This is a genomic window from Streptomyces sp. NPDC037288, assembly GCF_055603265.1.
In genome coordinates, this window is the sequence record NZ_JBVJVY010000031.1 from 14,389 (window position 1) to 40,319 (window position 25,931).

At 72.6% G+C, this 25,931-nt stretch carries 23 protein-coding genes and 5 tRNA genes; 17 read left to right on the forward strand and 11 right to left on the reverse strand.

Going from position 1 to position 25,931, the window contains the following annotated elements:
• Positions 1 to 24: 24 nt before the first annotated feature.
• The 6 genes from ACZ7GZ_RS29140 (at position 25) to ACZ7GZ_RS29165 (ending at position 1,309) form a co-directional block, all read left to right on the forward strand.
• Positions 25 to 756, forward strand: coding sequence for an HAD family hydrolase (locus tag ACZ7GZ_RS29140; protein WP_471028694.1), 732 nt, complete (start codon positions 25 to 27; stop codon positions 754 to 756).
• A gap of 90 nt (positions 757 to 846) precedes the next feature.
• Positions 847 to 918, forward strand: a tRNA-Gln gene (locus ACZ7GZ_RS29145).
• Positions 919 to 939: 21 nt separating this feature from the next.
• A tRNA-Glu gene (locus ACZ7GZ_RS29150) sits at positions 940 to 1,012 on the forward strand.
• A 30-nt stretch (positions 1,013 to 1,042) separates the two neighbouring features.
• Positions 1,043 to 1,115 (forward strand) — tRNA-Glu (locus tag ACZ7GZ_RS29155).
• 21 nt (positions 1,116 to 1,136) lie between these two features.
• Positions 1,137 to 1,208: transfer RNA gene (locus ACZ7GZ_RS29160), tRNA-Gln, on the forward strand.
• 28 nt (positions 1,209 to 1,236) lie between these two features.
• Positions 1,237 to 1,309, forward strand: a tRNA-Glu gene (locus ACZ7GZ_RS29165).
• Positions 1,310 to 1,359: 50 nt separating this feature from the next.
• Here ACZ7GZ_RS29165 and ACZ7GZ_RS29170 read toward each other — a convergent pair.
• A complete protein-coding gene (locus tag ACZ7GZ_RS29170) occupies positions 1,360 to 2,004 on the reverse strand; it encodes a MerR family transcriptional regulator (protein WP_471028696.1) in 645 nt (214 codons plus the stop codon).
• Positions 2,005 to 2,087: 83 nt separating this feature from the next.
• Here ACZ7GZ_RS29170 and ACZ7GZ_RS29175 point away from each other — a divergent pair, with 83 nt between their 5' ends.
• Complete coding sequence (locus tag ACZ7GZ_RS29175) at positions 2,088 to 2,597, forward strand: DUF4188 domain-containing protein (RefSeq protein ID WP_471028698.1); 510 nt, start codon at positions 2,088 to 2,090, stop codon at positions 2,595 to 2,597.
• 75 nt (positions 2,598 to 2,672) lie between these two features.
• Here the strand turns inward: ACZ7GZ_RS29175 and ndgR are convergent, their stop codons facing one another.
• Complete coding sequence (gene ndgR, locus ACZ7GZ_RS29180; RefSeq protein WP_471028700.1) at positions 2,673 to 3,389, reverse strand: IclR family transcriptional regulator NdgR; 717 nt, start codon at positions 3,387 to 3,389, stop codon at positions 2,673 to 2,675.
• A gap of 196 nt (positions 3,390 to 3,585) precedes the next feature.
• Between ndgR and leuC the strand changes: the two genes are divergently transcribed.
• From leuC to ACZ7GZ_RS29200, 4 genes are all read left to right on the forward strand, one after another.
• Complete coding sequence (gene leuC, locus ACZ7GZ_RS29185; RefSeq protein WP_471028703.1) at positions 3,586 to 5,016, forward strand: 3-isopropylmalate dehydratase large subunit; 1,431 nt, start codon at positions 3,586 to 3,588, stop codon at positions 5,014 to 5,016.
• A gap of 6 nt (positions 5,017 to 5,022) precedes the next feature.
• Positions 5,023 to 5,616, forward strand: coding sequence for a 3-isopropylmalate dehydratase small subunit (leuD, locus tag ACZ7GZ_RS29190; protein WP_471028704.1), 594 nt, complete (start codon positions 5,023 to 5,025; stop codon positions 5,614 to 5,616).
• A 273-nt stretch (positions 5,617 to 5,889) separates the two neighbouring features.
• Complete coding sequence (locus ACZ7GZ_RS29195) at positions 5,890 to 6,120, forward strand: SCO5555 family protein (protein ID WP_471028706.1); 231 nt, start codon at positions 5,890 to 5,892, stop codon at positions 6,118 to 6,120.
• A gap of 136 nt (positions 6,121 to 6,256) precedes the next feature.
• On the forward strand, positions 6,257 to 6,907 hold the full coding sequence (locus ACZ7GZ_RS29200; RefSeq protein WP_471028708.1) for an HU family DNA-binding protein: 651 nt from the start codon (positions 6,257 to 6,259) through the stop codon (positions 6,905 to 6,907).
• A gap of 83 nt (positions 6,908 to 6,990) precedes the next feature.
• On the opposite strand, the gene ACZ7GZ_RS29205 is transcribed toward ACZ7GZ_RS29200, so the two are convergent.
• Entirely contained in the window at positions 6,991 to 7,194 is a 204-nt protein-coding gene (locus ACZ7GZ_RS29205; RefSeq protein ID WP_471028710.1) for a hypothetical protein, read from the reverse strand.
• A 107-nt stretch (positions 7,195 to 7,301) separates the two neighbouring features.
• Complete coding sequence (gene cofC / locus ACZ7GZ_RS29210) at positions 7,302 to 7,940, reverse strand: 2-phospho-L-lactate guanylyltransferase (RefSeq protein WP_471028713.1); 639 nt, start codon at positions 7,938 to 7,940, stop codon at positions 7,302 to 7,304.
• 153 nt (positions 7,941 to 8,093) lie between these two features.
• Here cofC and ACZ7GZ_RS29215 point away from each other — a divergent pair, with 153 nt between their 5' ends.
• From ACZ7GZ_RS29215 to ACZ7GZ_RS29225, 3 genes are all read left to right on the forward strand, one after another.
• Complete coding sequence (locus tag ACZ7GZ_RS29215) at positions 8,094 to 8,864, forward strand: lysophospholipid acyltransferase family protein (protein ID WP_471028716.1); 771 nt, start codon at positions 8,094 to 8,096, stop codon at positions 8,862 to 8,864.
• A complete protein-coding gene (locus ACZ7GZ_RS29220) occupies positions 8,861 to 9,871 on the forward strand; it encodes an NAD(P)H-dependent glycerol-3-phosphate dehydrogenase (RefSeq protein ID WP_471028718.1) in 1,011 nt (336 codons plus the stop codon). Before ACZ7GZ_RS29215 ends, ACZ7GZ_RS29220 begins: the two co-directional genes overlap by 4 nt.
• Positions 9,872 to 9,974: 103 nt before the next feature.
• Entirely contained in the window at positions 9,975 to 11,132 is a 1,158-nt protein-coding gene (locus ACZ7GZ_RS29225; protein WP_471028719.1) for a D-alanine--D-alanine ligase family protein, read from the forward strand.
• Positions 11,133 to 11,144: 12 nt separating this feature from the next.
• Here ACZ7GZ_RS29225 and ACZ7GZ_RS29230 read toward each other — a convergent pair whose 3' ends face one another.
• Complete coding sequence (locus tag ACZ7GZ_RS29230) at positions 11,145 to 11,666, reverse strand: DUF3515 domain-containing protein (RefSeq protein ID WP_471028721.1); 522 nt, start codon at positions 11,664 to 11,666, stop codon at positions 11,145 to 11,147.
• A 20-nt stretch (positions 11,667 to 11,686) separates the two neighbouring features.
• Complete coding sequence (locus ACZ7GZ_RS29235) at positions 11,687 to 11,920, reverse strand: Lrp/AsnC family transcriptional regulator (RefSeq protein WP_003997603.1); 234 nt, start codon at positions 11,918 to 11,920, stop codon at positions 11,687 to 11,689.
• Between the two features lie 246 nt (positions 11,921 to 12,166).
• Between ACZ7GZ_RS29235 and ACZ7GZ_RS29240 the strand changes: the two genes are divergently transcribed.
• Positions 12,167 to 13,132: a thiamine-phosphate kinase gene (locus tag ACZ7GZ_RS29240; protein ID WP_471028723.1), complete on the forward strand. Its 966-nt coding sequence runs from the start codon at positions 12,167 to 12,169 to the stop codon at positions 13,130 to 13,132.
• Positions 13,129 to 13,929, forward strand: coding sequence for a bifunctional hydroxymethylpyrimidine kinase/phosphomethylpyrimidine kinase (gene thiD, locus ACZ7GZ_RS29245; RefSeq protein ID WP_471028725.1), 801 nt, complete (start codon positions 13,129 to 13,131; stop codon positions 13,927 to 13,929). Before ACZ7GZ_RS29240 ends, thiD begins: the two co-directional genes overlap by 4 nt.
• On the opposite strand, the gene ACZ7GZ_RS29250 is transcribed toward thiD, so the two are convergent.
• The 3 genes from ACZ7GZ_RS29250 to rpmB form a co-directional block, all read right to left on the reverse strand.
• Entirely contained in the window at positions 13,917 to 15,122 is a 1,206-nt protein-coding gene (locus ACZ7GZ_RS29250; protein ID WP_471028727.1) for an FAD-dependent monooxygenase, read from the reverse strand. The genes thiD and ACZ7GZ_RS29250 overlap by 13 nt on opposite strands.
• Before the next feature lie 35 nt (positions 15,123 to 15,157).
• On the reverse strand, positions 15,158 to 18,166 hold the full coding sequence (locus ACZ7GZ_RS29255) for an ATP-binding protein (RefSeq protein WP_471028729.1): 3,009 nt from the start codon (positions 18,164 to 18,166) through the stop codon (positions 15,158 to 15,160).
• Positions 18,167 to 18,292: 126 nt separating this feature from the next.
• A complete protein-coding gene (gene rpmB / locus ACZ7GZ_RS29260) occupies positions 18,293 to 18,478 on the reverse strand; it encodes a 50S ribosomal protein L28 (RefSeq protein WP_009190838.1) in 186 nt (61 codons plus the stop codon).
• A 253-nt stretch (positions 18,479 to 18,731) separates the two neighbouring features.
• Here rpmB and ACZ7GZ_RS29265 point away from each other — a divergent pair, with 253 nt between their 5' ends.
• Complete coding sequence (locus tag ACZ7GZ_RS29265; protein ID WP_471028731.1) at positions 18,732 to 20,507, forward strand: DAK2 domain-containing protein; 1,776 nt, start codon at positions 18,732 to 18,734, stop codon at positions 20,505 to 20,507.
• Positions 20,508 to 20,514: 7 nt separating this feature from the next.
• Here ACZ7GZ_RS29265 and ACZ7GZ_RS29270 read toward each other — a convergent pair whose 3' ends face one another.
• Positions 20,515 to 24,006, reverse strand: a complete 3,492-nt coding sequence (locus tag ACZ7GZ_RS29270; RefSeq protein WP_471028734.1) for a tetratricopeptide repeat protein — start codon at positions 24,004 to 24,006, stop codon at positions 20,515 to 20,517.
• Positions 24,006 to 25,865, reverse strand: coding sequence for an HSP90 family protein (locus ACZ7GZ_RS29275; protein ID WP_471028736.1), 1,860 nt, complete (start codon positions 25,863 to 25,865; stop codon positions 24,006 to 24,008). The genes ACZ7GZ_RS29270 and ACZ7GZ_RS29275 overlap by 1 nt, the downstream gene beginning before the upstream one ends.
• Positions 25,866 to 25,931 lie beyond the last annotated feature (66 nt).

Here is a 25,931-nt window from a genome sequence, read left to right on the forward strand (position 1 = left end):
CGCGTGCCGGTTACCGTCGGTGTCATGACGATCAGAGCCGTGGTCTGGGACGTGGACGACACCCTCTTCGACTACACGACCGCGGACCGGGAGGGCATGCGGGCGCATCTCGCGGCGGAGGGGCTGCTCGCCGGGTACGACAGCCCGGAGCAGGCCCTTCTGCGCTGGCGGGAGATCACCGACGCCCAGTGGGCCCGGTTCGCCTCGGGTGAGGTCGACTTCGTCACACAGCGCCGCGACCGCACCCGGGTCTTCGTGGGCCAGGAGCTGACCGACGGCGAGGCCGACGCGTGGTTCGCGCGCTACCTGGTCCACTACGAGGCCGCCTGGGGCCTGTTCCCGGACGTCCTGCCCGCCCTGGAGGCCCTCTCCGCCAGCCACCGGCACGCGGTGCTGTCCAACTCCAGCATCACGGTCCAGGAGCACAAGCTGCGCACCCTCGGCCTCCTCGACCGCTTCGAGGCCGTGCTGTGCGCCGCCGAGCTGGGCGTTTCCAAGCCGGAGGCCGACGCCTTCCTGGCGGCCTGCGAGGCGCTGGGCCTGCCTCCGCACCAGGTGGCGTACGTCGGCGACCACCCGGAGATCGACGGGCGGGGTGCGGCGGAGGCCGGGCTGCTGTCCGTGTGGATCGACCGCGGGACGGCATACGCGCAGGCCGCCGGGGAGGTCGTCGCGCACCGGATCTCGACCCTCGCCGAACTCCCGGCGCTCGTCCGCGCCGATACCCGTTTTGGAGCCCCGTCCACCTTCGGGTAATGTTCTTCCTGCGCCGAGGGGAGCGGGCCGGAAGGCCGGAGCCCCGAGGAGCAAGCTAGAACGAGAACCCCGTAGGGGCTTGAGTTCCGGTGGCCTATGGTGTAATTGGCAGCACGACTGATTCTGGTTCAGTTAGTCTTGGTTCGAGTCCAGGTAGGCCAGCTCGCAGAGCTTATCTGCAAAGCCCCCGTTGTGTAGCGGCCTAGCACGCTGCCCTCTCAAGGCAGTAGCGCCGGTTCGAATCCGGTCGGGGGTACTGATCCTGACTTCGGTCGGGATCGCTAGGGCCCCCGTTGTGTAGCGGCCTAGCACGCCGCCCTCTCAAGGCGGTAGCGCCGGTTCGAATCCGGTCGGGGGTACTGACTGGTCTAAACCATCATTGGTCTATGGTGTAATTGGCAGCACGACTGATTCTGGTTCAGTTAGTCTTGGTTCGAGTCCAGGTAGACCAGCTCGGACCTGCGGAAACGCAGTGTCCACGCCCCCGTTGTGTAGCGGCCTAGCACGCCGCCCTCTCAAGGCGGTAGCGCCGGTTCGAATCCGGTCGGGGGTACACAGGGAAGGCCCTCCACTTCGGTGGGGGGCCTTCGTCGTCCCCGGGCGCTACTCGAAACCGTAGCGACGCCCCGACTCCTCCTCCTGGGCCAGCCGGCGCAGGGCCTGCAGCATCGGCTCGGTCAGTACCGAGCCGAGCACCGCCGTCTCCACCTTCTCCGCCTCCGACGGATGCGTCTCCACGAAGTCCAGGTCGAGTTTGGCCGTCTCGTGCATCAACGTGGCGTAGGACGCGAGCAGTTCGAACCCCCAGTCGTAGCCGAGCCGGCGGAACGCGGCCACCGCCACCACCAGGGAGCGGTACGCGGGGGAGAGGGTCGTGAGCTGCTTGGCGTTCTCCCAGCCGAGCCGGTCCAGCAGCGCGGTGACCTCCTGGTGCGCGGCCTGGACGTACGCGTCCTCCTCGTCCGGCTCCGGCACCTGCGGCAGCGCCCACAGGGCCGCGCCCAGGCGCATCGAGAGGCCCAGGGAGTCGTCGTCCACGTGCCCGAGCACCTCGCGCACCTTCGCCACCGGCACCCGGCCCACCTGGATCATCGCCCGCACCAGCCGCAGCCGGCGCAGGTGCTCCTCGCCGTACTCGGCCGTCGTGGCGTTGATCTGGCCGCCCGGCGGCAACAGCCCTTCGCGCAGGTAGTACTTGATCGTCGCGGCGGACACACCGCTGCGTCTGCTCAGTTCGGCGAGCCGCATGTCTTGCGCTCCTTCTCGGATAACGGCACTATCCAATCATCGGTACTCGGATAGCGCCGCTCACCAACAAGGGGGACGTGGCCATGGTGTCCCGTACGACCGCCGACGCGAAGGGCGACGTCGTCGTCCTGCTGATCGGCATGCGCATCAACCGCTTCTGGGCCGTCCATCTGTGGCTGCCGGTGATGCTCGGAATGTTCCGCATGCTGCGGGAGCTGGAGAAGGACCCCGCGCGGGGCCTGCGCAGCCGGGTGATGCTGACGGCTTCGCCGCGCACGTACTACGTCGTGCAGTACTGGGAGTCCAAGGAGAAGCTGTACGCCTACGCGACGGCGCCGGACGCGTTCCACCACCGGGCGTGGGCCGCGCTCAACCGCAGGGAGCGCAGCGGAAGGCTGCGGGGGCAGGTCGGGATCTGGCACGAGACGTACGTCGTGCCGGAGGGCTCGTACGAGGCGATCTACGGGGACATGCCGGCGTTCGGCCTCGCGGCCGCACACGGGCAGATCCCGCTGGAGAAGCGCGGCCGGTACGCGAAGGACCGGTTCTCGTACCGCTCGCAGCAGGACCCGGTGGCCGAGAGGACCAGCTGAACGGGGGGAGGGGGCGAGGAGGGCCTGCCGCGGCGTTGAGGCAGGCCCTCCTCGGCGTTCCCGGACGGCGCCGGCTCAGGCCGAGCGGCGCAGGGCCTCCGAGAGGCGGGCCGCGGCGTCGATGACCGCCTGGGCGTGCATCCGGCCCGGGTGGCGCGTCAGGCGCTCGATGGGGCCGGAGACCGACACGGCGGCCACGACGCGGTTGGAGGGGCCGCGTACGGGTGCGGAGACGGACGCGACGCCCGGCTCGCGCTCACCGATGGACTGGGCCCAGCCGCGCCGCCGTACGCCGGACAGGGCCGTCGCCGTGAAGCGGGCGCCCTGCAGGCCCCGGTGCAGGCGCTCGGGCTCCTCCCAGGCCATCAGGATCTGCGCCGAGGAGCCGGCCTTCATCGTGAGCGTGGAGCCGACCGGGACGGTGTCCCGCAGGCCGGACAGGCGCTCCGCCGCGGCCACACAGATGCGCATGTCACCCTGGCGCCGGTAGAGCTGTGCGCTCTCGCCGGTGACGTCGCGGAGGTGGGTGAGCACGGGGCCCGCCGTCGCGAGCAGGCGGTCCTCGCCCGCCGCCGCCGCAAGCTCCGCGAGGCGCGGGCCGAGAATGAAACGGCCCTGCATGTCGCGTGCCACCATGCGGTGGTGTTCCAAGGCCACGGCCAGGCGGTGAGCCGTGGGTCGTGCCAGTCCGGTCGCGCCGACCAGACCCGCGAGGGTGGCCGGACCGGACTCCAGAGCGCTCAGGACGAGGGCCGCCTTGTCCAGAACGCCGACGCCGCTACTGTTGTCCATGCAACGATACTCACGTCTCACTCTGTGAAACGCAAGTTCAATTTTCCGTGGAACGCGCCACCCTGGAATCACACAGCGGCCCGCAGACCAACGGGCCTGGCGGTGGACGCCTGGAATCACGACATCAGGGTGCGGCGGCCGCTTCCTCAAGATCTCTAGTTGGGTCGGTGGACCTTTGCCGGCCGAAGGGAAAGCGATGGGTAGGACACTCGCGGAGAAGGTCTGGGACGACCACGTCGTCCGGCGCGCCGAGGGCGAGCCCGACCTCCTCTTCATCGATCTGCACCTGCTGCACGAGGTGACCAGCCCGCAGGCCTTCGACGGGCTGCGCAAGAACGGTCGCCCGGTGCGCCGCCTCGACCTCACCATCGCCACCGAGGACCACAACACCCCGACCCTCGACATCGACAAGCCCATCGCCGACCCGGTCTCCCGCGCCCAGCTGGAGACGCTGCGCAAGAACTGCGCCGAGTTCGGCGTGCGGCTGCACCCGCTGGGCGACGTCGAGCAGGGCGTCGTGCACGTCGTCGGCCCGCAGCTGGGCCTGACCCAGCCCGGGACGACCGTGGTCTGCGGTGACTCCCACACCTCCACGCACGGCGCGTTCGGCGCCCTGGCCTTCGGCATCGGCACCTCGCAGGTCGAGCACGTGCTGGCCACCCAGACGCTGCCGCTGGCCCGCCCCAAGACCATGGCGATCACCGTCGAGGGCGAGCTGCCCGAGGGCGTCACCGCCAAGGACCTGATCCTGGCGATCATCGCGAAGATCGGTACCGGCGGCGGCCAGGGCTACATCCTGGAGTACCGCGGCTCCGCCATCGAGAAGCTCTCGATGGAGGCCCGGATGACCATCTGCAACATGTCGATCGAGGCCGGCGCCCGCGCGGGCATGATCGCCCCTGACGAGACCACCTTCGCGTACCTCAAGGGCCGCCCGCACGCCCCCGAGGGCGCCGACTGGGACGCGGCCGTCGAGTACTGGAAGACGCTGCGCACCGACGACGACGCCGAGTTCGACGCCGAGGTCGTGATCAACGCCGACGCGCTGTCGCCGTTCGTCACCTGGGGCACCAACCCCGGCCAGGGCGCACCGCTTTCGGCGGACGTCCCCGACCCGGCTTCGTACGAAGACGCTTCGGAGCGCCTCGCCGCCGAAAAGGCCCTGGAATACATGGGGTTGGAGGCCGGTCAGCCGCTGCGCTCCATCAAGGTGGACACCGTCTTCGTAGGCTCCTGCACCAACGGCCGCATCGAGGACCTGCGCGCCGCCGCGGATCTGCTGCGCGGCCGCAAAGTCGCCGACGGCGTACGGATGCTGGTCGTCCCGGGCTCCGCCCGGGTGGGTCTGCAGGCCGTCTCCGAGGGCCTGGACGTGGTCTTCAAGGAGGCCGGCGCCGAATGGCGGCACGCGGGCTGCTCGATGTGCCTCGGCATGAACCCCGACCAGCTGGCCCCGGGTGAGCGCTCCGCGTCCACCTCCAACCGCAACTTCGAGGGCCGACAGGGCAAGGGCGGCCGTACGCACCTGGTGTCGCCGCAGGTCGCGGCGGCGACCGCGGTCCTGGGCCACCTGGCCTCGCCCGCCGACCTGTCCGACGCCGAGACCCGTACGCCCGCTGGAGTCTGATCAGCCATGGAAGCATTCACCACCCACACCGGCCGGGCCGTCCCGCTGCGCCGCAGCAACGTCGACACCGACCAGATCATCCCTGCTCACTGGCTCAAGAAGGTCACGCGGGACGGCTTCGAGGACGGTCTGTTCGAGGCCTGGCGCAAGGACGAGAACTTCATCCTCAACCGCCCCGAGCGGCAGGGTGCGACCGTCCTGGTCGCCGGCCCCGACTTCGGCACCGGCTCCTCCCGCGAGCACGCCGTCTGGGCACTGCAGAACTACGGCTTCAAGGCCGTGATCTCCTCCCGTTTCGCGGACATCTTCCGAGGCAACTCGCTCAAGAACGGCCTGCTCACGGTGGTCCTGGACCAGAAGATCGTGGACGCGCTGTGGGAGCTCACGGAACAGGACCCCACTGCTGAGGTCACTGTGGACCTTGAGGCACGTGAGGTGCGCGCCGAGGGCATCACCGCCTCCTTCGAGCTGGACGAGAACTCCCGCTGGCGGCTGCTGAACGGCCTGGACGACATCTCCATCACGCTGCAGAACGAGGCCGACATCGCCGCGTACGAGGTCAAGCGGCCGTCGTACAAGCCGAGCACGCTCCAGGTCTGATCCGCTCCGGCCGCCGGGCCCGGGCGGTCGAGATCCGGCCACCCCAACACCCCCTCCGTACCCCCGATCACCACGATCGGGGGTACGGCCGTGTCCGGGCCCGAACCGCCCCGCACGCTTCTCGTCCTGCTCTCAACTCCCCACGTTACGAAGGGCGTTGCACGGGTACGTGAGTGCTGGGATCGCGTCCTGTGCAAGTGCCTGGAAGGCCGTTTGAGGCGGGAGTTGCCCCCTGGGCAGGCGACAACTCGCCCCAGATGGCACAATCTGTGCATGGGACACGACGGCCAACTCCAGCTCTATACGGCGGTCGCGAACCAACTGAAGGAAGCGCACGCAAGAGTGCGCGCACTGCAAGTCCCGGAGGGCGTACGGATGGCGCTGACCCGGAAGCTGCTGGTCATTACGGCCGCGGCCAAGCACGATCTCGCCGCTGCGGCAAGGCGGCTCGAGCGGTTCAACGAGGACCTCGACGAGGGTCGGATCCCCGACGAGGACCACTGAACAGCCCGAGACCACCGAGTCCGTTGCGGCACAAGGGTGATTAGCCCGTTTCGTGTTTGATTTGCGGTATATATCTGCCTAACGTGCGAAAAAGCTTGAACACTTTCGTTCTGGCGATGTCTCCGAAGGGGAAGACGTGAACAAGGCGCAGCTCGTAGAAGCGATTGCCGACAAGGTGGGTGGCCGCCAGCAGGCCGCCGACGCTGTCGATCATGTCCTGGACGCCATCGTCCGCGCGGTCGTCGCGGGCGAGCGGGTCTCGGTCACCGGCTTCGGGTCCTTCGAGAAGGTGGACCGCCCCGCCCGTTACGCCCGCAACCCTCAGACCGGCGAGCGGGTTCGGGTCAAGAAGACCTCCGTGCCGCGCTTCCGTGCCGGTCAGGGCTTCAAGGACCTGGTCAGCGGCTCGAAGAAGCTGCCGCGCGGTGGCGAGGTCTCGGTCAAGAAGGCGCCGAAGGGCAGCCTGACCGGCGGCGCCGCGGCGACGGTCAAGAAGGCCGCCGCGAAGAAGACCGCCAAGGCAGCCGCCGCGAAGAAGACCACGGCGAAGAAGGCGCCCGCGAAGAAGACCACGGCCGCCGCGAAGAAGACCACGGCGAAGAAGGCGCCCGCCAAGAAGACCACGGCGACCGCCAAGACCACCGCCGCGAAGACGACCACCGCCAAGAAGGCCACCGCCAAGAAGGCCCCGGCGAAGAAGGTCACCGCGAAGAAGGCCCCGGCCAAGAAGTCGACGGCGCGCAAGACCACCGCGAAGAAGGCCACCGCCCGCAAGGCGACGTCGTAAGGACGCCAGGGCACGACGCCAGGGCACTCACGCGCCGGGCCGGACTCCCCAGGGAGCCCGGCCCGCGGCGTGTGTAAGGGCGGTTACAGCGTTTGGAGGGTTACGAGGGTGATGCGCAGGGCGTCGCCCTGTCCCTCGGTCTCGATCCGCACACGCTGACCGGGCCGCAACAGGCGCAGGCCTCCGGCGGCGAAGGCGGCGGCGTCGAAGGGGACCGGGGTGCCGTCGTCGAGGAGCACCTGCCCGCTCCGGGTCTCTGCGTCGTAGGTGTATGCGGTGGCCTGCATGACGGCCAGCCTAATGTGTGCCGTTGCCGGTAGCGCCGCAGGGCCGCAGGCCGTCCGTGGCATGCGGGTCCGTGCGCCCTGAACCCCCGGCCCGCGCTCCGGCCGCCTCAGGACCCCGGGATCAGCAATCCGGCCGAAACGGCCGCCGTATACGGTCCGACCCCCAATGCCAGCGCCGCGCGCAAATCGTCCCCGGTGTCCACGTCCTGCCGAACCGAATCCACACCCGTGAGCCGGAGTTCTTCCGCGCCCGAGGCCCGGTGCCGGGAACGGGAATCAATGCCGAACTCCGGCTGCAATTCCCCGTCCGGCCCCGCGGCCAGCAACGTCGTGCCCAGCTGTGCGGCATCCGCGAGAAACGCCCGCGGAAACTCCGCCGCCTCGCCCAGGACAACGGCCAGTTCCGCCGGCCGCAACGCCGGCAGGTCGGCGTTCAGGGCGGCAACCGGTGTGCGCGGGCGCATGTCGCGGACGACGGCCGCACCGTGCGCCAGCGCCGCGTTCAGACCGTTCGCCGGTGCGTCGGGCACGATCCGCGCGCCCAGCGCCGCCAGCTCACGCGCCGCCAGCTCGTCGTCCGTGACGACCGCCACATCCCCGACCGCCGCACAGGCCAGCGCCGCGGCCACCGTGTCCTGCGCGAACGCCAGCGCCAGCCCCGGGCGCACCCCGTCGGCAGCGGTGTCCGAGAGTCTGCTCTTGGCCCGGGTCAGGGGCTTCAGGGGGATGACCAAGGTCCACTGCACCGGCGTACCGCCCCTCTCTTGTCCCGATCATTGTCCCCGGGTCATCTGGCGGCCTGTCCCTCGGGGCGTACGGTGTTCTCGACAGACCGGCGGCTCGGGGCGACACTTGTGCGGCCCCCGCCGGGGTGGCAGCCCCTAGAGGAAGGTGTCCTTGTGCCCCGCCGCAGAATCGGCTTCTGGTACCGCTTCGCCGCGGTGATCTGCAAACCGCCGCTGGTGGTTCTGATCAAGCGGGACTGGCGTGGAATGGAGCACATTCCGGCCGAGGGCGGATTTATCACCGTGGTGAACCACAATTCCCACGTGGACCCCTTCGCGTACGCGCACTATCAGTACAACACCGGACGGGTTCCGCGATTCCTGGCGAAGAGCGGGCTTTTCAAGAAGGGATTCGTCGGCGCCGCCATGCGCGGCACCGGGCAGATCCCCGTCTACCGCGAGTCCACGGACGCGCTCAGCGCCTTCCGCGCCGCGATCGACGCCGTGGAGCGCGGTGAGTGCGTCGCCTTCTACCCCGAGGGCACCCTCACCCGCGACCCGAACGGCTGGCCCATGACCGGCAAGACGGGTGCCGCCCGCGTCGCCCTGCAGACCAAGTGCCCGGTCGTCCCGGTCGCCCAGTGGGGCGTCAACGAGCTGCTGCCGCCGTACGCCAAGAAGCCCGACCTCTTCCCGCGCAAGACCCACCATGTGCTGGCGGGCCCGCCCGTGGACCTCTCGCGCTTCTACGACAAGGAGATGACCCCGGACCTGCTGAAGGAGGCCACCGAGGTCATCATGGCGGCCATCACCCGCCAGCTCGAGGAGATCCGCGGCGAGAAGGCGCCCGAGACGCCCTACGACCCGCGCCGCGAGCGGATCGAACAGCGACGCCGCACCCACGCGCAGACGAAGCGCAAGGAACCGGAAGGGCAGGGCAAGTGAGCAAGGCGGTCAAGGCGGCGGTCATGGGCACCGGCTCATGGGGCACCGCCTTCGGTATGGTCCTCGCCGACGCGGGCTGCGAAGTGACCCTGTGGGCGCGCCGTCCCGAGCTGGCCGAGGCGGTCAACTCCACCCGGACCAACCCCGACTACCTGCCCGGTGTCGAACTCCCGGGGAACCTCACAGCGACCTCCGACCCGGCCGAGGCCCTGCGCGACGCGGACTTCACCGTCCTCGCCATCCCCTCCCAGACCCTGCGCGCCAACCTCGCCGAGTGGACCCCGCTGCTCGCCCCGGACACCGTGCTCGTGTCCCTGATGAAGGGGGTCGAACTCGGCTCCACCATGCGGATGAGCGAGGTCGTCGACGACGTCGCCAAGGTCGGCGCGGACCGCATCGCGGTCGTCACCGGGCCCAACCTGGCCCGCGAGATCGCCGCCCGCATGCCCGCCGCGGCCGTCGTCGCCTGCACCGACGAGACCGTCGCCCAGCGCCTCCAGGCCGCCTGCCACACGCCGTACTTCCGGCCGTACACCAACACCGACGTCGTCGGCTGCGAACTGGGCGGAGCGGTCAAGAACGTCATCGGCCTCGCGGTCGGCATCGCCGACGGCATGGGGCTCGGCGACAACGCCAAGGGCTCGCTCATCACGCGTGGCCTCGCCGAGACCACCCGGCTCGGCATGGCGCTCGGCGCCGACCCGCTGACGTTCTCCGGACTCGCGGGCCTCGGCGACCTGGTGGCCACCTGCTCCTCGCCGCTCTCCCGCAACCACACCTTCGGCACCAACCTCGGCAAGGGCATGACCCTCCAGGAGACCATCGCGGTCACCAAGCAGACCGCCGAGGGCGTCAAGTCGTGCGAGTCCGTGGCGGATCTGGCCCGCCGGCACGGTGTGGAGATGCCCCTCACCGAGACGGTCGTCGACATCGTGCACGAGGGCAAGCCGCCGGTGGTCGCCCTCAAGGAGCTGATGGCGCGCAGCGCCAAGCCCGAAAGGCGCTGAACCTCCTGCCGCGCGACGCTGAGCGACCGTTGGAGGGACGCTGAGTCACGGCGGCCCAGCGGGCGCTGACTAGGGGGATACCACCGGGTACTCTCAACGCGATATGAGCACCGAGAACCTTCCCCAGCACCCTGAGCAGCCGTCGCGCAAGCCGCGCGTGGCCGTCGTGTTCGGCGGGCGCAGCTCCGAACACGGGATCTCCACGGTCACCGCCGGCGCCGTGCTGAGCGCCATCGACCGGACCAAGTACGACGTGCTGCCGATCGGCATCACCCGGGAGGGTCGCTGGGTGCTCACCGCCGACGAGCCGGAGCGGATGGCCATCGCCGACCGCCGGGTTCCCGCCGTCGACGACATGGCCGAGTCCACCGAGGGCGGCGTGGTGCTCCCCGTCGACCCGGCCAACCGCGAGGTCGTCTACAGCGAGCCCGGCTCGGTGCCCAAGGCGCTCGGCGAGGTCGACGTGGTCTTCCCGGTGCTCCACGGCCCGTACGGCGAGGACGGCACCCTGCAGGGCCTCCTGGAACTGTCCGGGGTGCCCTACGTGGGCGCCGGTGTGCTCGCCTCGGCCGTCGGCCAGGACAAGGAGTACATGAAGCGGATCTTCACCTCCTACGGGCTCGCGGTCGGCCCGTACGTGGTGATCCGGCCCCGTGAGTGGCAGCAGGACGAGTCCGCCGCCCGCAGGAAGATCATCGACTTCGCCGGCGAGCACGGCTGGCCGCTGTTCGTGAAGCCCGCGCGCGCGGGTTCCTCGATCGGCATCACCAAGGTCGACGACCTGTCCGGCCTGGACGAGGCGATCGCCACCGCGCAGGCCCACGACCCGAAGATCCTGGTCGAGGCCGCCGTGCGGGGCCGCGAGATCGAGTGCGGGGTGCTGGAGTTCGAGGACGGGCCGCGCGCCTCCGTGCCGGCCGAGATCCCGCCGCCGGACGCGCACGCGTACTACGACTTCGAGGCCAAGTACATCGACTCCACGCCCGGCATCGTCCCGGCGCCGCTCACCGAGGAGCAGACCGCCGAGGTGCAGGCGCTCGCGGTGCAGGCCTTCGAGGCGGTCTCCTGCGAGGGCCTGGTCCGCGCGGACTTCTTCCTCACCGAGGACGGCACGTTCGTGATCAACGAGATCAACACCCTGCCCGGTTTCACGCCGATCTCGATGTACCCGCAGATGTGGCAGGCCAGCGGCGTCAGCTACCCGGAGCTGATCGACCGCCTGGTCCAGGCCGCGCTGCGCCGCTCGACCGGGCTGCGCTGAGCAGCCGGCTGGTCATCCGCGCATGGAGGCGATCCCCTTGGGGATCGCCTTCCGCACGGCCGCCGCGAGGTCGGTGAGCACGGCTGTGCCCTCCTCCTGCGCGGACATCCCCCTGGGCAGGCTCACCTGCACATAGGCCACGCGGTTCGCCGTCGTGAACCGCCAGGTGCCGTCGCCCTGCTTCTCCATCAGCCAGTCGACGCCGTTCACCCCGCCCGCGACGGCGTCCGGGTCGCCGCCTTCGGCCACCTTGGGATCGACCATCTTCGGCGGCCGTACGACACCGCAGCGCAGTATGATCGCCGGGTTTCCCCAGCCCGCCGTGAAGGCGGACCGGGGTTCGGGGTCGTTGCGGCTCCGTCCGTCGAGCTTCTGCGGCAGCACCCGGTGCAGATCCCGGCACACCTTCGCCGTCTTCGCGTCGGGGCCGGGAACCGCCACCGTGGCGCCGTCGTCTGCCGATGAGCAGCCCGCGACCGCGATCAGCAGCGCGGGCGCGAGCAGGCCGGAGGGCCGGTGACGGAAAATGTTCACCGGCCAAGGGTAGACGGGGGCTACAGATGCACGACCGGACAGGTCAGGGTGCGGGTGATGCCGTCCACCTGCTGGACCTTGGCGACCACCATCCGACCGAGGTCGTCGACCGTGTCGGCCTGGGCGCGCACGATGACGTCGTACGGTCCCGTCACGTCCTCGGCCTGGATCACTCCAGGGATCTTGCTGATCGTCTCGGCGACGGTCGACGCCTTGCCGACCTCGGTCTGGATCAGGATGTACGCCTGTACCACGGAACCTCCAGAGCGGCCACGAGGATCATGTGGGGAAAAGGAACGCCACGGTATCGCGTCGCCGCTCCCCGCGGGGAGACCTGCGGGAACCGGGCTTGCGCGCCAGGGTGCAGGCACGACGGAAGTTGACGGTCATCTGACCGTATCGACGGTCGTTCCGACCGTGTCGACGGTCACCTCGACCGTATCGGGGACACTGATGACGCGCGAGTGGGCACGGCAAGGCAGAGAAGGGGAGCAAGAGCAATGAAGGGCACTGTTGGTGAGCTCGGGGAGTTCGGGCTCATCAGGGAGCTCACCTCCCGGCTCACCACCACCCCGGCGGTCCGGATCGGCCCCGGCGACGACGCCGCGGTGGTCGCCGCGCCCGACCGGAGGGTGGTGGCGAGCACCGACATCCTCCTGGAGGGGCGGCACTTCCGCCGCGACTGGTCCACGGCGTACGACGTCGGCCGCAAGGCGGCGGCACAGAACCTCGCCGACATCGCCGCGATGGGCGCCGTACCGACCGCCCTGCTGCTCGGCCTGGTCGTACCGGCCGAACTCCCGGTGACCTGGCCGAGCGAGCTGATGGACGGCCTGCGCGACGAGTGCCAGGTCGCGGGCGCCTCCGTGGTCGGCGGGGACGTCGTACGAGGCGACACGATCATGGTGTCGATCACCGCGCTCGGCGATCTGCGCAACCGGGAGCCCGTCACCCGCGCGGGCGCCCAGCCCGGCGACCTGGTGGCCGTCACGGGCTGGCTGGGCTGGTCCGCGGCCGGTTACGCGGTCCTCTCCCGTGGCTTCCGCTCCCCGCGCGCCTTCGTCGAGGCCCACCGGCGCCCGGAGCCGCCGTACCACGCGGGCCCGGCCGCCGCCGCGCTCGGCGCGACCGCGATGTGCGACGTGAGCGACGGGCTGATCGCCGACCTCGGGCACATCGCCGAGGCCAGCAAGGTCCGCATCGACATCCGCTCCGGCGCGATCGACATCCCGACGCAGATGAACGACATCGGTCAGGCCGTCGGCGTCGACCCGATGCAGTGGGTGCTGACCGGGGGAGAGGACCACGCCATCGTGGCGACCTTCCCCCCGGACGCCAAGCTCCCGGCCCGGTGGAAGGTCATCGGCGAGGTCCTCAACCCCTCCGCGCTGCCCCAGGTGACCGTCGACGGGGCCCCCTGGACCAGCAAGGGCGGCTGGGACCACTTCGGGGACATCGAGTCATGAGCCCGCCGAGGGTCTTGACGGTGGCCGGCTCCGACTCCGGCGGCGGCGCCGGCATCCAGGCCGACCTGAAGACGATGCTGGCGCTCGGCGTGCACGGGATGAGCGTGCTCACCGCCGTCACCGCCCAGAACTCCCTGGGCGTGCAAGGCGCGTGGGAGCTGCCCGTGGAGGCCGTCCGGGCGCAGTACCGCAGTGTCGTGGACGACATCGGCGTGCAGGCCGTGAAGACCGGCATGCTGGCCTCGGCGGAACTGGTCGAGGCGGTCGCCGAGTTGATCTCCGGCACGGACGCCCCGGCCGTGGTGGATCCGGTGGGCGTCTCCAAGCACGGCGATCCGCTGCTGGCCGCCACCGCCCTGGACGCGGTCCGCACCCGGCTGCTGCCGGTGGCGACCGTGGCCACCCCGAACCTCGACGAGGTGGCCCAACTCACCGGGGTCCGCGTCGAGTCCGAGGACGACCTGCGGCAGGCGGCGGCGGCCGTGCTGGCGTACGGGCCGCGGTGGGCGCTGATCAAGGGCGGACACCTGCCCGGGGAGGCTGTCGATCTCCTGACGGACGGCTCCGAGGAGCACTGGCTGCGCGCGCCCCGCCACGACAACCGGCACACGCACGGCACGGGCTGCACGCTCGCCTCCGCGACCGCCTCGGGGCTGGCGAAGGGCCTGAGTGTCCCGGAGGCCGTCACGCAGGCCAAGAAGTACGTCACGGGGGCGATCGCCGCCGGGTTCGCGCTGGGCGCGGGCATCGGGCCGGTGGATCACGGATGGGCCCTGCACAGGCCTCACACCGGGTAGTCCCGCAGCCGGATGTCCGTGGCCGCCTTCTCGGTGAGCCGCTTGAAGAAGCCGGCCAGCAGGCGTGAGGCGAGCAGCCGGTACATCCGGTCACGGCTGCGGATGCGCCGCTCGGTGGGCGGCGCGAAGAACGGCCCCGCGTTGCCGGAGATCTTCTGGCAGCCCTTGGCGAAGCCCGTGATCCGGCTCTCGTACTCGGCGAACGCCGTACGGTGGTCACCGCCCGCGAGGGCGAGTTCACCGGCCAGCACATACGCGCCGACGATCGCCACCCCGGTGCCCATCCCGCCCATGGTGGCGCCGTACCCGGCGTCCCCGAGCAGCACCACCCGCCCCTTGGCCAGCCGGTCGACGTGGATCTGGGCGATGGCGTCGAAGTACAGCTCGTCGGTCTCCTCCAGCGCCTTCAGGACGCGTGGGGTCTCCCAGCCCATGCCCGCGAACCGCTCGACGAGGATCCGCTTCTGCGCGGCCGGATCCCGGCGGTCGTACGCCAGCGGCTCGGACCGGAACACCAGCAGCGCTCCGGCCCGGTCCGGGTCGCCGTCGTAGTTGCTGAGCGCGACGCAGCGTCCGGGCTCGCTGTGCAGGAGGCCGCTGCGGTCCAGGCCCAGGTGGTTGGGCACCGGGAAACCGGCCACGTAGTGGTCGAAGAACCGCAGGTAGCGGGACTCGTCGCCGAAGACCAGACGGCGGGTGTGGGAGTGCAGACCGTCGGCACCGACGACGAGGTCGAAGCGGCGGGGCGCGCCGCGCTCGAAGGTGACGTCGACGCCGTCCGCGGTGTCGGTGAGCGCCGCGATCGAGTCCCCGAAGACGTACTCGACCCGGTCCGCGGTGCGCTCGTACATGATCCGTGCCAGCTCGCCGCGGAAGATCTCCACGTCACCGCTCATCAGCTCGGCCGGCAGGTCCACGCGCCGGCTGCCGTCGGCGTCGACGACGCTCTGCGGACCCATGTGCGTCTGGCGGGCGTGGATCTCCTCCCAGATGCCCATGCCGGTGAGCACCTTGCGGTGGACGTGGCCGCGGAAGTCGACGGCGAAGCCGCCGCCGCGCAGGGCGGGGGCCCGCTCGACGACGGTGACACGGGCGCCGTACCGCGCGAGGTTCAGCGCGAGGGCGGGTCCGGCGACACTGGCGCCGGAGACGAGGACGTTGAGGTGGCCGAGGCTGTGGTGGGTGTGCGTCATGCCCGTCAGCCTCGGCGGGGGCACTGACCGTCCGCCTACCGTTCGCTGACCGCCGCTGACCGCAGCCGCCGGCCCCGCTCGAAGGCCCGGTCGTACGCCGCCGGGGCCAGTCGCGCGCGCACCTCCCGCTCCGTGCGTACGACGTCGGGGTCCCCTTGGGGCACGGCGCCCCGCAGACCGGCGCCCGCGCCGAGCAGGACGGCGGCCCGCTCGGACGTCCCGGCGACGGACGCCAGCGCCTCGGCCGCCTCGGCGAGTTCCAGGACGCCCGGGCCGTCGGCGGCCAGAGCGGCGGCCTGCCCGAACCAGTCGCGCGCCTCCTCGACCCGCCCCTCGGCGGCGGCCGTACGCCCCAGGCCGATGAGGATCCGCACGGTCTCGCCCGCGCTGAACCAGTTGGCGGCACATGCCCGGAGGGCCTCTTCGTAGTGCACGCGCGCGCGTGCGGTGTCTCCCGACAGGCGAGCCGCGTCGCCGAGGCCCCGCCGGGCGGCGGCCACCTTGTCGGGCGCGCCCGTGGAGCGGGCGAGGGCGGCCGATCGCTCGAAGTGCGCGACCGCGTCCTCGACGTCACCGCGGTGCAGCAGCACCGTCGCCCGGGTCCGCAGCAGGTCCGCGGTCTCCTCCGGAGCCTGAAGCTCCCGGACGTGCGCCAGGCCCTCGTCGAACAGCGTCAGAGCCCGCTCGTAGTCGCCGCGCCAGTCGGCGAAGGCGCCCAGCGGATCCAGGCAGTTGGCCATCCCCCAGCGGTCACCGGCCGCCCGGAAGCCCTCCAGGGCACGTGTGAAGGCGGCCTCCGAGTCGGCCGGACGCCCCGCGAACTGCGCCTGGTAGGCGAGCCCCAGGTCCAGCAGCGCGCGAGCCCACGGGTCCTCGCCGATCCGGACGGCCCGCAGCTTCGCGTCGTCGGAGAACAACGGGCCCCCGGTCAGCGCCCAGAGAACCATCGTGAACGGCAGCCGCATCGGCCCGTCCAGCGTGCGCATGAACTCGGCCACGCGCGCGATGCGGCCGGGTTCGGCGGGGTCGTCACCGCTTCCGGTGATCGTGTTCATCGTGCACAGGGCGTACTCCTCGACCAGGCCCGGCGGCGGTGTGTCGCCGACGGCCGCCAGCAGGGTCCGGGCCAGCGGTACCTGTTCGCCGTGCAGCCCGCGCAGCCGCCAGAACCAGGACAGCGCGGCCATCAGGCGCAGCGCGTGCGTGGTGTTGCGGCGGGTGAGGTGGCGCAGGGCCGCGTCCAGGTTGGCGTGCTCGGCGGCCAGCCGGGCCAGCCAGGGCAGTTGCCCGCCACTGCGCAGAAACGGCTCGGCGCGCTCGGCCAGCCGCAGGTAGTAGGCGGCGTGCGCGTCCCGCAGCGAGGGGCCGCCGGACACGTGCTCGGCGGCGAAGGCACGGAGGGTCTCCAGCATCCGGTACCGCCCCTCGGACACCTCCAGGAACGACTTCTCCACCAGCGACACCAGCAGGTCCTCCGGATACGGCACCCCGCACACGGCCTCCACCGCGTCCGCCGTGGCGCCCCCGGAGAACACGGTCAGCCGCCCGGCCAGCTCCCGTTCCTCCTCGTCCAGCAGCTCCCAGCTCCACTCCACCACGGCCCGCAGCGTGCGATGGCGGGGCGCCTTGGTGCGGTCGCCGCGGGACAGCAGCCGGAAGCGGTCGTCCAGGCGGTCCGCGAGTTCCTGCGGCTCCAGCGTGCGCAGCCGGGCCGCCGCCAGCTCGATGGCCAGCGGCAGCCCGTCCAGGGCGCGGCAGACGTCCGCCACGCGCGCGTGGCCGTCGAATCCGGGGCGCACCGCCCGGGCACGGTCGAGGAACAGCCGCTCGGCCGGCTCCGGCGGCAGCGCGGGCACCGGCACCAGCACCTCGCCGGTGATGCCGAGGGCCTCCCGGCTGGTGGCGAGGATCCGCACCCCGGGGCAGCAGCCGAGCAGCAGCCCCGCGGTCCGGGCCGCGTCCTCCACCAGGTGCTCGCAGTTGTCCAGCACGAGCAGCAGCTCCCGGTCCTCCAGCGCGGCCAGGAGCCGCCCGGCGGTGTCCGTCGTGGCGCCGCGCAGGCCCTCGCGGACCCCGAGGGCGGCGAGAATCGCGTACGGGATCCGGGTCCCGTCGGTGAGCGGGGCCAGCTCGACGAGGTACGCGTCCGCGCGGGCGCGGGCGGCCTCGATCGCGAGCCGGGTCTTGCCCGCCCCGCCGGGACCGGTGAGCGTGACCAGGCGCGCGTCGGCGAGCAGCGCGGGGATACGGGACAGTTCGGCGTCCCGGCCGACGAAGCGGGTCAGCTGCGCCGGCAGCCGGGACCGCGGGCGGACCGGCTCCGCACCCCGGAGCAGCTCCAGGTGCAGGGCCGCCAGCTCGGGCGAGGGATCCGCGCCCAGTTCGTCGGCGAGCGTGCGCCGCGCCTCCTCGTACACGCGCAGCGCCTCGGCGGACCGGCCGCCGGCGTGCAGGGCCCGCATCAGCTGCCCGTAGAGCCGCTCGCTCAGCGGATGCGCGGCGAGCAGTGAGCGCAGCTCGGGCACCAGTTCCGGGCCGCCGCCGGAGCCGAGGTCGGCCTCGATCCGGTCCTGTACGGCGGCCAGCCGCAGCTCCTCCAGCCGGGCGGACTCGGCGTGCGCGTCCGGCAGATCGGGCAGCGCGGGGCCCCGCCACAGGGCGAGGGCCTCGCGCAGCAGGGTCGCGGCACCCTGCGGGTCGCCGGCGGCGAGGGCCTCGCGCCCCTCCCGGGCCAGCCGTTCGAAGCGGTGGGCGTCGACGGAGTCGGCGCAGGCGGTGATCCGGTAACCGCCGGGCGTGGCCTCGACCTCCGTGTGCGGGCCGAGGCGCCTGCGCAGCCGGGAGATCTGCGACTGCAGAGCACCGGCCGCACCGGCGGGAGGTTCGGCGCCGTACAGACCGTCGGTGAGCCGCTCCGTGGCGACCGGGCGGCCGGCGTCCAGGAGCAGCAGCGTGAGCAGGGCGCGGGGGCGGGGGCCGCCGGGGTCGATCGGGCCGCCGTCGTCGGTGCGGATGTCCAGCGGGCCCAGGATGCCGAAGCGCATGCCCCGGATTCTGGCAGGCGGCGAGTGACGTCGAGTGACTCCGGGTACGGCAAAAAGCCGGTCCACCCTGGGGTGGACCGGCTCAGTGCAGCGAACCAGGCAGTGGCCGCGCGCTCAGCTGTAGCGTCAGCGCGAGACCTTGCCGGCCTTGATGCACGAGGTGCAAGCGTTCACGCGCTTCGGCGTCCCGCCGACCACGGTACGCACACGCTGGATGTTCGGGTTCCAGCGACGGGACGTACGGCGGTGCGAAAACGAGATGTTGTTGCCGAAGCCCGGCCCCTTGCCGCAGACGTCGCAGTTGGCAGCCACGGGTCACTCCAAAGACTTCAGATGCACTTACGGTTAATCCCGGCATGCCGGGATCGAGATCGTACGACCTGAGATCTGAGTGGCGTTGCCAGGGGAACAGCCCGATCAGATCGGGCAACCGGAGCAGCATACAACGGCTGCGCCCGTACAACGAAACTACCATGGCAGCTCAGGGCCCCGCCCCCGGCCCTCTTCCGGTGCACACGGTTCCGGGGTCTACGCTGCGTCCCACGTCCAGCTCAGGGAGGCGCAGGTGGCGCAGGTGCCGCAGACGTTCTTCGATGCTCTCGCGGTGCGCACCTGGTGCGGTCTGGCGCTCCGGGCACTGGGCCGGGCCCGTGAGGAGATCGACGCGATCAACGTCTATCCGGTGGCCGACGGCGACACCGGGACGAACCTCTATCTCACCCTGGAGTCGGCGGCCACCGCCGTGGAGGCGGTGTTCGCCGGGTACGAGACGGGCGCAGGGGAGCCGTCCCTGGCCGACGCCGTGCACGCGATGGCCCACGGGGCGCTCATCGGGGCCCGAGGCAACTCCGGGACGATCCTGGCGCAGCTGCTGCGGGGCATGGCACAGGTGCTCGCGGACGCCCCGGGGGACGAGACGTCCCACGTCGGCGGCGCGGGGCTGCGGCAGGCCCTGCGGCGGGCCGCCGACTCCGCCCGGCAGGCCGTGGCCCACCCCGTCGAGGGCACGGTCCTGACGGTCGCCTCGGCCGCCGCCGAAGCCGCCGAGGGGGCCGAGGGCGACTGCGGGACGGTCGCGCGCGCGGCCTACGACGGTGCGCTGACCGCCCTGGCGGCCACGCCGGGCCAGCTGCCCGTGCTCGGCCGGGCCGGAGTGGTCGACGCGGGCGGACGCGGCCTGGTGGCGGTACTGGGGGCACTGGTGGAGGCGTTCACGGGGGAGACGGTGCGGGAGGCTGTGGCGGCGCGGGAGGTGTCCGCGGTGCCGGAGAGCCCTGCGGCAGGGGAGACCCCGGGGATCCCGCACGCCGGCGAGGCCGCGGACGGCGCCGGGACCGCGGACGGCGGGGCTCGCGGGGCGCACGCGTGCGTGGCGGCCGTTTCCGATGCCGGGCCGTGCGCCGACGGCTCCGGGACCGCCGGGCCCGCCTACGAGGTGATCTATCTCCTGGAGGCCGGCGACACGGCCGTGGCCCGGCTCCGGGAACGCCTCGACGCGCTCGGTGACTCCCTGGTGGTGGTCGGCGGCGACGGGCTGTGGAACATCCATGTGCACGTCGACGACGCGGGCGCCGCCGTGGAGGCGGGTGTGGAGGCGGGGCGTCCGTACCGGATCAGGATCACCCACTTCGGTCTCGGGGACGTGCACACCCGCGGGGAGCGGCACCCGCGCGAGCCCGTCCAGCGGGCCGTCGTCGCCGTCGTACCGGGCGAGGGCCTGGCCGGCCTGTACACGGAGGCGGGCGCGACCACCGTCCTCGCGCGCCCGGGGGAGCCGCCGGCCAGCGGGGAACTGGTGCAGGCGGTACGGCGTGCCCACGCGCGCGAGGTCGTCCTGCTGCCCAACGACGCCGAGCTGCGCCACACGGCCGCCGCGGCCGTCGAGCAGGCCCGCACCGAGGGCATCCGCGTGGCCCTGATCCCGACCCGCTCGGCGGTCCAGGGCATCGCCGCGCTCGCCGTCCACGAGCCGGGGCGCCGGTTCGACGAGGACGTCGTCCAGATGACCGCGGCGGCGGGCGCCACCCGGTACGCCGAGGTCGTCGTCGCCGAACGCCAGTCCTGGACGACGGCCGGGATCTGCCAGGCCGGGGACGTGCTCGGGCTGATCGACGGCGACGTGGCGGTGATCGGCCCGGACGTCACCGCCACCGCCGCGACCGTCCTGGACCGCATGCTCCAGGCCGGCGGCGAGCTGGTCACCCTCGTCGTAGGCGACGAAGCCCCCCAGACCATCGCCGAACACCTCGAAACGCGCGTGCGCGAGTCCTACCTCGCCGTGGACACGATGGTGTACCGGGGCGGCCGCCAGGGCACCCTGCTCCTCATCGGCGTGGAGTGACCCGCCCTCACGACTCCGGGTCGAGCAACCGGGCGGCCTCCGCCCGCCGTGCTCGGACGGTCTCGTCCCCGGCGCCGGCATCCTCGTAGGCCGCGAGTACGGCACGCGCGCGTGCCGCCGCCTCCGCGGGACGGCCCAGATCGGTTTCCAGCCGGCCCGCGGCGAGTTCCGCGCCGGTACGGCTGTGCAGCCCGTCCGCGCCCAGCGTGCCGAACAGCGAGGCCGCCCGCTCCATCTGCGCCAGCGCCGCCTCGAACGCCGCCCGGACGGCGCCGTCCTCCGCCTCCTCGGACGCCGAGCGGGCCAGCAGGTCGCCGAACTGGCGGTGGGTACCGGCCAGCTCCTCCGTGAGCTGTTCCCGCGACACCGGGTCGGCAGCGAGCTCCAGCGCCCGCTCGCACTCCCGCACCGCCTCCGCCATCAGCTCGCCGGCCCCCTCCGCTCCCTCCTCCCCGCGCAGCGCCAGCCAGCCGCGGGCGCGCAGTGAGCGGACGAGGAAGGGCGCATTGCCCAGTGCCCGCCACAGGTCGCCCGCGCGCGCATAGGCCTGGTCCGCCTCCGCCGGCAGACCGGCGTTGCTCAGCGACTCGGCAGCCAGGTGGGCGAGCGTGGCGTGGTCCTGCTGCTCGGGCCAGTGCCGGGCGATCTCGGCCGCCCGCAGCCTGTGTTCGGCGGCCGAGCGGTGGTCGCCCAGCTCGCTCAGGCAGTCACCGAGCCACCATTGCGCCTGTACGACGGCGCCGTCGCCGTGCCTCTCGGCGGACAGGTCGGCCAGCGCCGACTCCAGCACCTCTGCGGCCTCCGCGCAGCGGCCCTGGCGGAGCAGGAGCCCGCCCAGCTGCTGCCGTGCCCAGGCGCCCAGCGTGGCGCTCTCGCCCGCCTCGTCGGCCCAGTGCGTGGCCTCCAGCGCGTGTTCGGCGGCTTCGACGCTCTCGCCCCGCCCGCCGATCACCTCGGCGAGCTGCAGATGCAGCTGGGCCAGGCCGACCGGCTCCACGTACGGGCCGCCGTGCTCCAGGGCGGACCGCAGCGCCCGCTCGGCCTCGGCGAGGTCACCGGCCTGGTGGGCCAGTGCGGCGACCTGCACCTCGTACTCGACCGCGAACCACGGGAGCCCGGCGGCCACGTAGTCGGCGGCGGACCGCCGGAACAGCTCCGCGGACCGCTCGGCGTCCCCGGCGTGCGCGGCCAGTTCGGCGAGCATGGCCCGCGCCTCCGCGGCCCGGGCGGCCAGCCGCACATCGTCCCCGACCCGCCCCCCGACCAGCGCGAGCACCTCCCGCACGGACTGCTCGGCGCAGGCCTGGGCATCCCCCCGAACTCCCCCACCCGCCCCTTCCAGCCCGATCCCACCGGCCCCGGCCCCCGCCGCCGCCACCCCACCGGCCTCCTCCACCGGACCCCTGCCCGGCCCGTGCTCGCCCGAGGCGGCCGGCTCTGGCACAGGGCCGCCGGGCGACGGTGTCTCGGCCTCAGGGGCCGCGGTGGCGGTCCCGTCCGGGCCGGGTGCGCCCGAGACGGCTTCCCCCGTCGGGTGCCTGTCCGGCCACGGTGTCTCGGCCGCAGGGACACCGGTGGCGGTCCCGTCCGGGCCGGGTGCGCCCGAATCGGCTTTCCCCGCCGCGCCTCCGCTCGGCTCCGAACCGCCCGGAACCGGCCCTTCCGGCGTGGACCCGTCCGGCCCGGCCACTGCGGCTGTCGGCGCCCCAGGCACCGGCCCGTGGAGGCCTGCCCCGCCGATCCCAGCCCCCTCCGCCACCAACTCGTCCGGCGCCCCGCCGCCCGAACCGGTTTCCTGCGCCGCGTGCTCGCCCGGCCCCGGCCGGTCCGAAACGGCTTCTTCCGCCACTGACCCGTCCGTCACACACCCGCCCGGTGCTGCTCCCTCGCCCGGCGGAGCCTCGAAAACCGCCCCCTCCTGCAGTCGTCGCATCAGGATCCGGGCCCGGCTCATCAGCACCGATGCCGTCTGCCGCAGGCCGGTGGCATGCGTGGCGTACAGGGCGAGTGCCTCGTCGTACAGGGCGGTGACGGTGTGCAGCGCCGCGTCCACCTCGCCCGTCAGGGCGCGGACGTACGCTCCACGCGCGCGTGCCGCCAGTGCCTCGCCGGGGTCGCCCGCCTCCGCGTACAGCACAGCCGCCCGTTCGAACAGCGCGACCCCCTCGGGGCCGCGGGCCATCGCCTCGTGGTCGGCGATCTCGGCGCGGTCGCGTGGCCCCAGCTCCGCGTCGCCCGCGGCCCGCGCGACCGCCGCCCAGGCTTCAAGGGCATGCGGCTGCAGCGTGTCCGACAGCCGTCGGGCCTCGGCGAGCAGAGCCCCCAGGCCGGGCGCCTCGGTGACCTCGGGTGCCGCCGGTACGGCCACCGGTGCCGATGCCGGGCCCAGCGTGCGCACGCCCAGCGGCAGGCGGTCCACCAGCGGCCGTTGCGCCATACGCGCGCGTGTCCGGTCGCCGACGTACGACGTGCCGTTGCGCCGGTCGAACCGCTCGGCCAGCTCCAGCGCCTCCACGCGCGCGTGGGCGGCGAGTTCCCCCGCGGTCCAGTCCCGTCCGGCCGGCCCCGGCACCCGCTGCCCGGCGAGCCCCAGCTCGGCCAGCCGGTCCATCAGCAGCGCCACCACGGCCAGGAAGTCCAGCCGGCTGCGCGGGTGCCCGGTGTCCGTGAAGTACGCCGGCCGCGCGGCGAGCAGCTCCAGACCGCGCGCCTCGTTGCCGGTCAGCGCACAGAACTCCACGTGGTCGGCGTACGCGCCGCGCATCGACTCCATCGGGCGCACGAGGCGAAAGCCCCGCAGGTGATGGGCGCGGGCCTCGTCCACGCGGCCCAGGCGCAGCAGCGGGGCCAGCGAGGAGGCCAGCACGGTGTGCGGTTCGTGCGCGCACGCGTACTCACCCTCCAGCACCGGCCGCCAGAGGCCCAGCCCCTCCGCGTCGCGGCCCCGCTCGACCTGCCAGAAACCCTGCCCGTGCAGCTCGCACGCGGGACAGTCGGCCATCCGGTCGCGGTCCGCGGCGAGCCACGCCGCGTACGCCCGCTCCGCGCGCGCCAGGTCCCCGACGTGCGCGGCCACGCTGAACTCGGCGCCGCGCACCGCCCGTTCGGAGTGTCCGGCGAGACGGTAGCGGTGCTCCATCTCGCCGAGCCACTTCTCGATCGAGGCGAGCGGGATGTGCGGCTGGTCGAGCATGCCCGCCGACACCCACTTGAAGACCCAGTGCAGCGAGTGCGTCTCGTACGCGTCGAAGTCCTCGGGCCGTTCGTCCCACATGCGCAGCAGCCGCGCGAACGGGACGAACATCTTGTCCTTCTCGGAGCTGTAGTTGTAGACCTTCAGCTGGTGCCCGAGCGCCTCGATCACGGCGAGCGGGATGTCCAGCCGCTCGGCCTCGGCGAGCAGCTGCTCCGCGCGCGCGTTGCGGGCCGGGCCCTCCGGCTGCTCGGAGTTCTCCGCCATCGCCCGGCGCAGCGCGTCGAAGTCCGTGGCCTCACCCATCAGCGACCGTTCTCCCCGCCTGTGGAATCCCCGTGTGTGGCCCACTCCAGCAGGCCGATGAACGCCCGGTTCAGCAGCGCCGAGTCCGCCGGCCGGAGCGGGCGCTGCGCCATCAGCAGGGCCTGCCCGTACAGCGACTCGGTGGCGGTGCCGATCAGTTCGGGGTCCCTGAGCGAACTGATCCTGCGCACCAGCGGGTTGAGATGGTTGAGCACCAGACGCGCGCGTGGGGCGCTGCCGCGCAGCGAGCCGAGGATGCCCGCCCACAGGTCGTCGGCCTGCTCCTCGGCCTCGGCCCGCGCCTGCTCGTGCCGGGCCGCCCGGTCGTCCAGGTGCAGCGCGGGCACCGACAGCGGGTGGAAGGCCCGGACCACGACGTCACAGCCCAGCGGGTCCAGTTTCGCCCGCGCCGCCGCCAGGAAGCCCGACAGGGCCAGCTCCTCGCCCGGGTCGACGGCGTCCAGGTGCGCGGTCACGGTGTCCGCGTCCAGCTCGGCGACCACCGTTCCCGGCCGCACCGAAGGCAGCGCCTCGACCAGCTCGCTGTCGTACGTGTAGCCCCCGTTGACCACGCCGACGCCCTGCGCGGAGGCGATCGGCGCGACCTGCCGGTACTCCTCGACGGTCCGCGTGAAGTGCACCACGGGATGTCGCTGCGCGAACTCCTCCAGGGACAGCTGCCCGTCGGTCGTCTCGAACGGCAGCCAGGGCAGCATCGTGCGCAGCATGTCGCGGTCGTGCCGGGCGAGGGACTTCACGCCCAGGTGGTGCACGGCGAGGAACGCCGCCAGCCGCTCCGGATCACCGGCGGCGAGCCCCGTGAGCCACGAGCGGATCCTTTCGCCGAGCGCCTCCCGCACGGCGGCCAGCGTCTCGTCCTCGTACAGCGACTCGCGCGAGGCCGTCGGCCGCAGGCTGTCGGTGTCCAGCACGCAGCGCACGAAGAACGCCCAGTCCGGCAGCACCTGTTCGGCCCGCTCGGTCAGCAGCATGCCCTTCAGATGCACCCGGTGGGTCGCCCGCTGGGCGGGGCTCACCGCCGACGGCAGCACGTACGCCACCCCGCGGATCCCCGCCAGCGGCACGTCCAGGTCGATCGAGTCCAGCGGCGCGAACCCGAACAGCTCCCGGCAGTGCCGGGCCAGCGCGCCCCGGCGCGCGGCGGGGGTCGGATACGGACGGTCCCAGGGCGCGGGCAGATCGGTGACCGGCTCCTCGCCCACCCGCACGTCGTACGGCAGCAGCGAGCCGAAGTCCCGGGCGAGGGCGAGGACCCGCTCGGGCGACAGCCACTCGGCCGCCCCGGCCCGCGCGGTCAGATACACCGTCGTGCCCGGCTCGGTACGCGCCGAGCCGGGCAGCGTGCGCACGGTGTACGACCCGTCGTCGCTCGCCGTCCATTCCACCGGCGGCGCGCCGGGCGTACGGGCGCTGCGGCTGACCACCCGGATCCGCTCGGCGACCACGAAGCAGGCGAGCAGGCCGATGCCGAACTGGCCGAGGAAGTCCGAGCGGGCCTCCTGCAGGCCCTCGGCGCGCTTGGAGCTGCGCCCGATGGTGGCCAGCAGGTCGTGCACATCCGCCTCGGTGAGCCCGACACCGCTGTCCTCCACGCGCAGGCCGCCGTCCGCCGCGTGCAGCCGGACCAGCGCCGGCGCGTCCGGCTGCGCGGCCCGCCGGGCGGTGATCGCGTCCACCGCGTTCTGCAGCAGTTCGCGCAGATAGACCTTGGGGCTGGAGTAGAGGTGATGCGAGAGCAGGTCCACCAGACCGCGCAGGTCGACCTGGAACGTATGAGGTTTGTGAGGTTCGTGAGGTGACCGGGGTGCCTGGGATGACTGCGAGGTCTGGGAGTCCATCGTCACGGCGCCGCGGGGCGGGGAACTCGCACGGCGCGGGGTCGGGCGGTCCCGGTGGGGCGGTGA

Excerpts from the sequence above, each read along its gene's own strand:
- ACZ7GZ_RS29140 (WP_471028694.1), top strand. The coding sequence starts at position 25 with ATGACGATCAGAGCCGTGGTCTGGGACGTGGACGACACCCTCTTCGAC.
- ACZ7GZ_RS29170 (WP_471028696.1), bottom strand. The coding sequence starts at position 2,004 with ATGCGGCTCGCCGAACTGAGCAGACGCAGCGGTGTGTCCGCCGCGACG.
- ACZ7GZ_RS29175 (WP_471028698.1), top strand. The coding sequence starts at position 2,088 with ATGGTGTCCCGTACGACCGCCGACGCGAAGGGCGACGTCGTCGTCCTG.
- ndgR (WP_471028700.1), bottom strand. The coding sequence starts at position 3,389 with ATGGACAACAGTAGCGGCGTCGGCGTTCTGGACAAGGCGGCCCTCGTC.
- leuC (WP_471028703.1), top strand. The coding sequence starts at position 3,586 with ATGGGTAGGACACTCGCGGAGAAGGTCTGGGACGACCACGTCGTCCGG.
- leuD (WP_471028704.1), top strand. The coding sequence starts at position 5,023 with ATGGAAGCATTCACCACCCACACCGGCCGGGCCGTCCCGCTGCGCCGC.
- ACZ7GZ_RS29195 (WP_471028706.1), top strand. The coding sequence starts at position 5,890 with ATGGGACACGACGGCCAACTCCAGCTCTATACGGCGGTCGCGAACCAA.
- ACZ7GZ_RS29205 (WP_471028710.1), bottom strand. The coding sequence starts at position 7,194 with ATGCAGGCCACCGCATACACCTACGACGCAGAGACCCGGAGCGGGCAG.
- ACZ7GZ_RS29225 (WP_471028719.1), top strand. The coding sequence starts at position 9,975 with ATGAGCACCGAGAACCTTCCCCAGCACCCTGAGCAGCCGTCGCGCAAG.
- ACZ7GZ_RS29240 (WP_471028723.1), top strand. The coding sequence starts at position 12,167 with ATGAAGGGCACTGTTGGTGAGCTCGGGGAGTTCGGGCTCATCAGGGAG.
- thiD (WP_471028725.1), top strand. The coding sequence starts at position 13,129 with ATGAGCCCGCCGAGGGTCTTGACGGTGGCCGGCTCCGACTCCGGCGGC.
- ACZ7GZ_RS29250 (WP_471028727.1), bottom strand. The coding sequence starts at position 15,122 with ATGACGCACACCCACCACAGCCTCGGCCACCTCAACGTCCTCGTCTCC.
- ACZ7GZ_RS29255 (WP_471028729.1), bottom strand. The coding sequence starts at position 18,166 with ATGCGCTTCGGCATCCTGGGCCCGCTGGACATCCGCACCGACGACGGC.
- ACZ7GZ_RS29270 (WP_471028734.1), bottom strand. The coding sequence starts at position 24,006 with ATGGGTGAGGCCACGGACTTCGACGCGCTGCGCCGGGCGATGGCGGAG.
- ACZ7GZ_RS29275 (WP_471028736.1), bottom strand. The coding sequence starts at position 25,865 with ATGGACTCCCAGACCTCGCAGTCATCCCAGGCACCCCGGTCACCTCAC.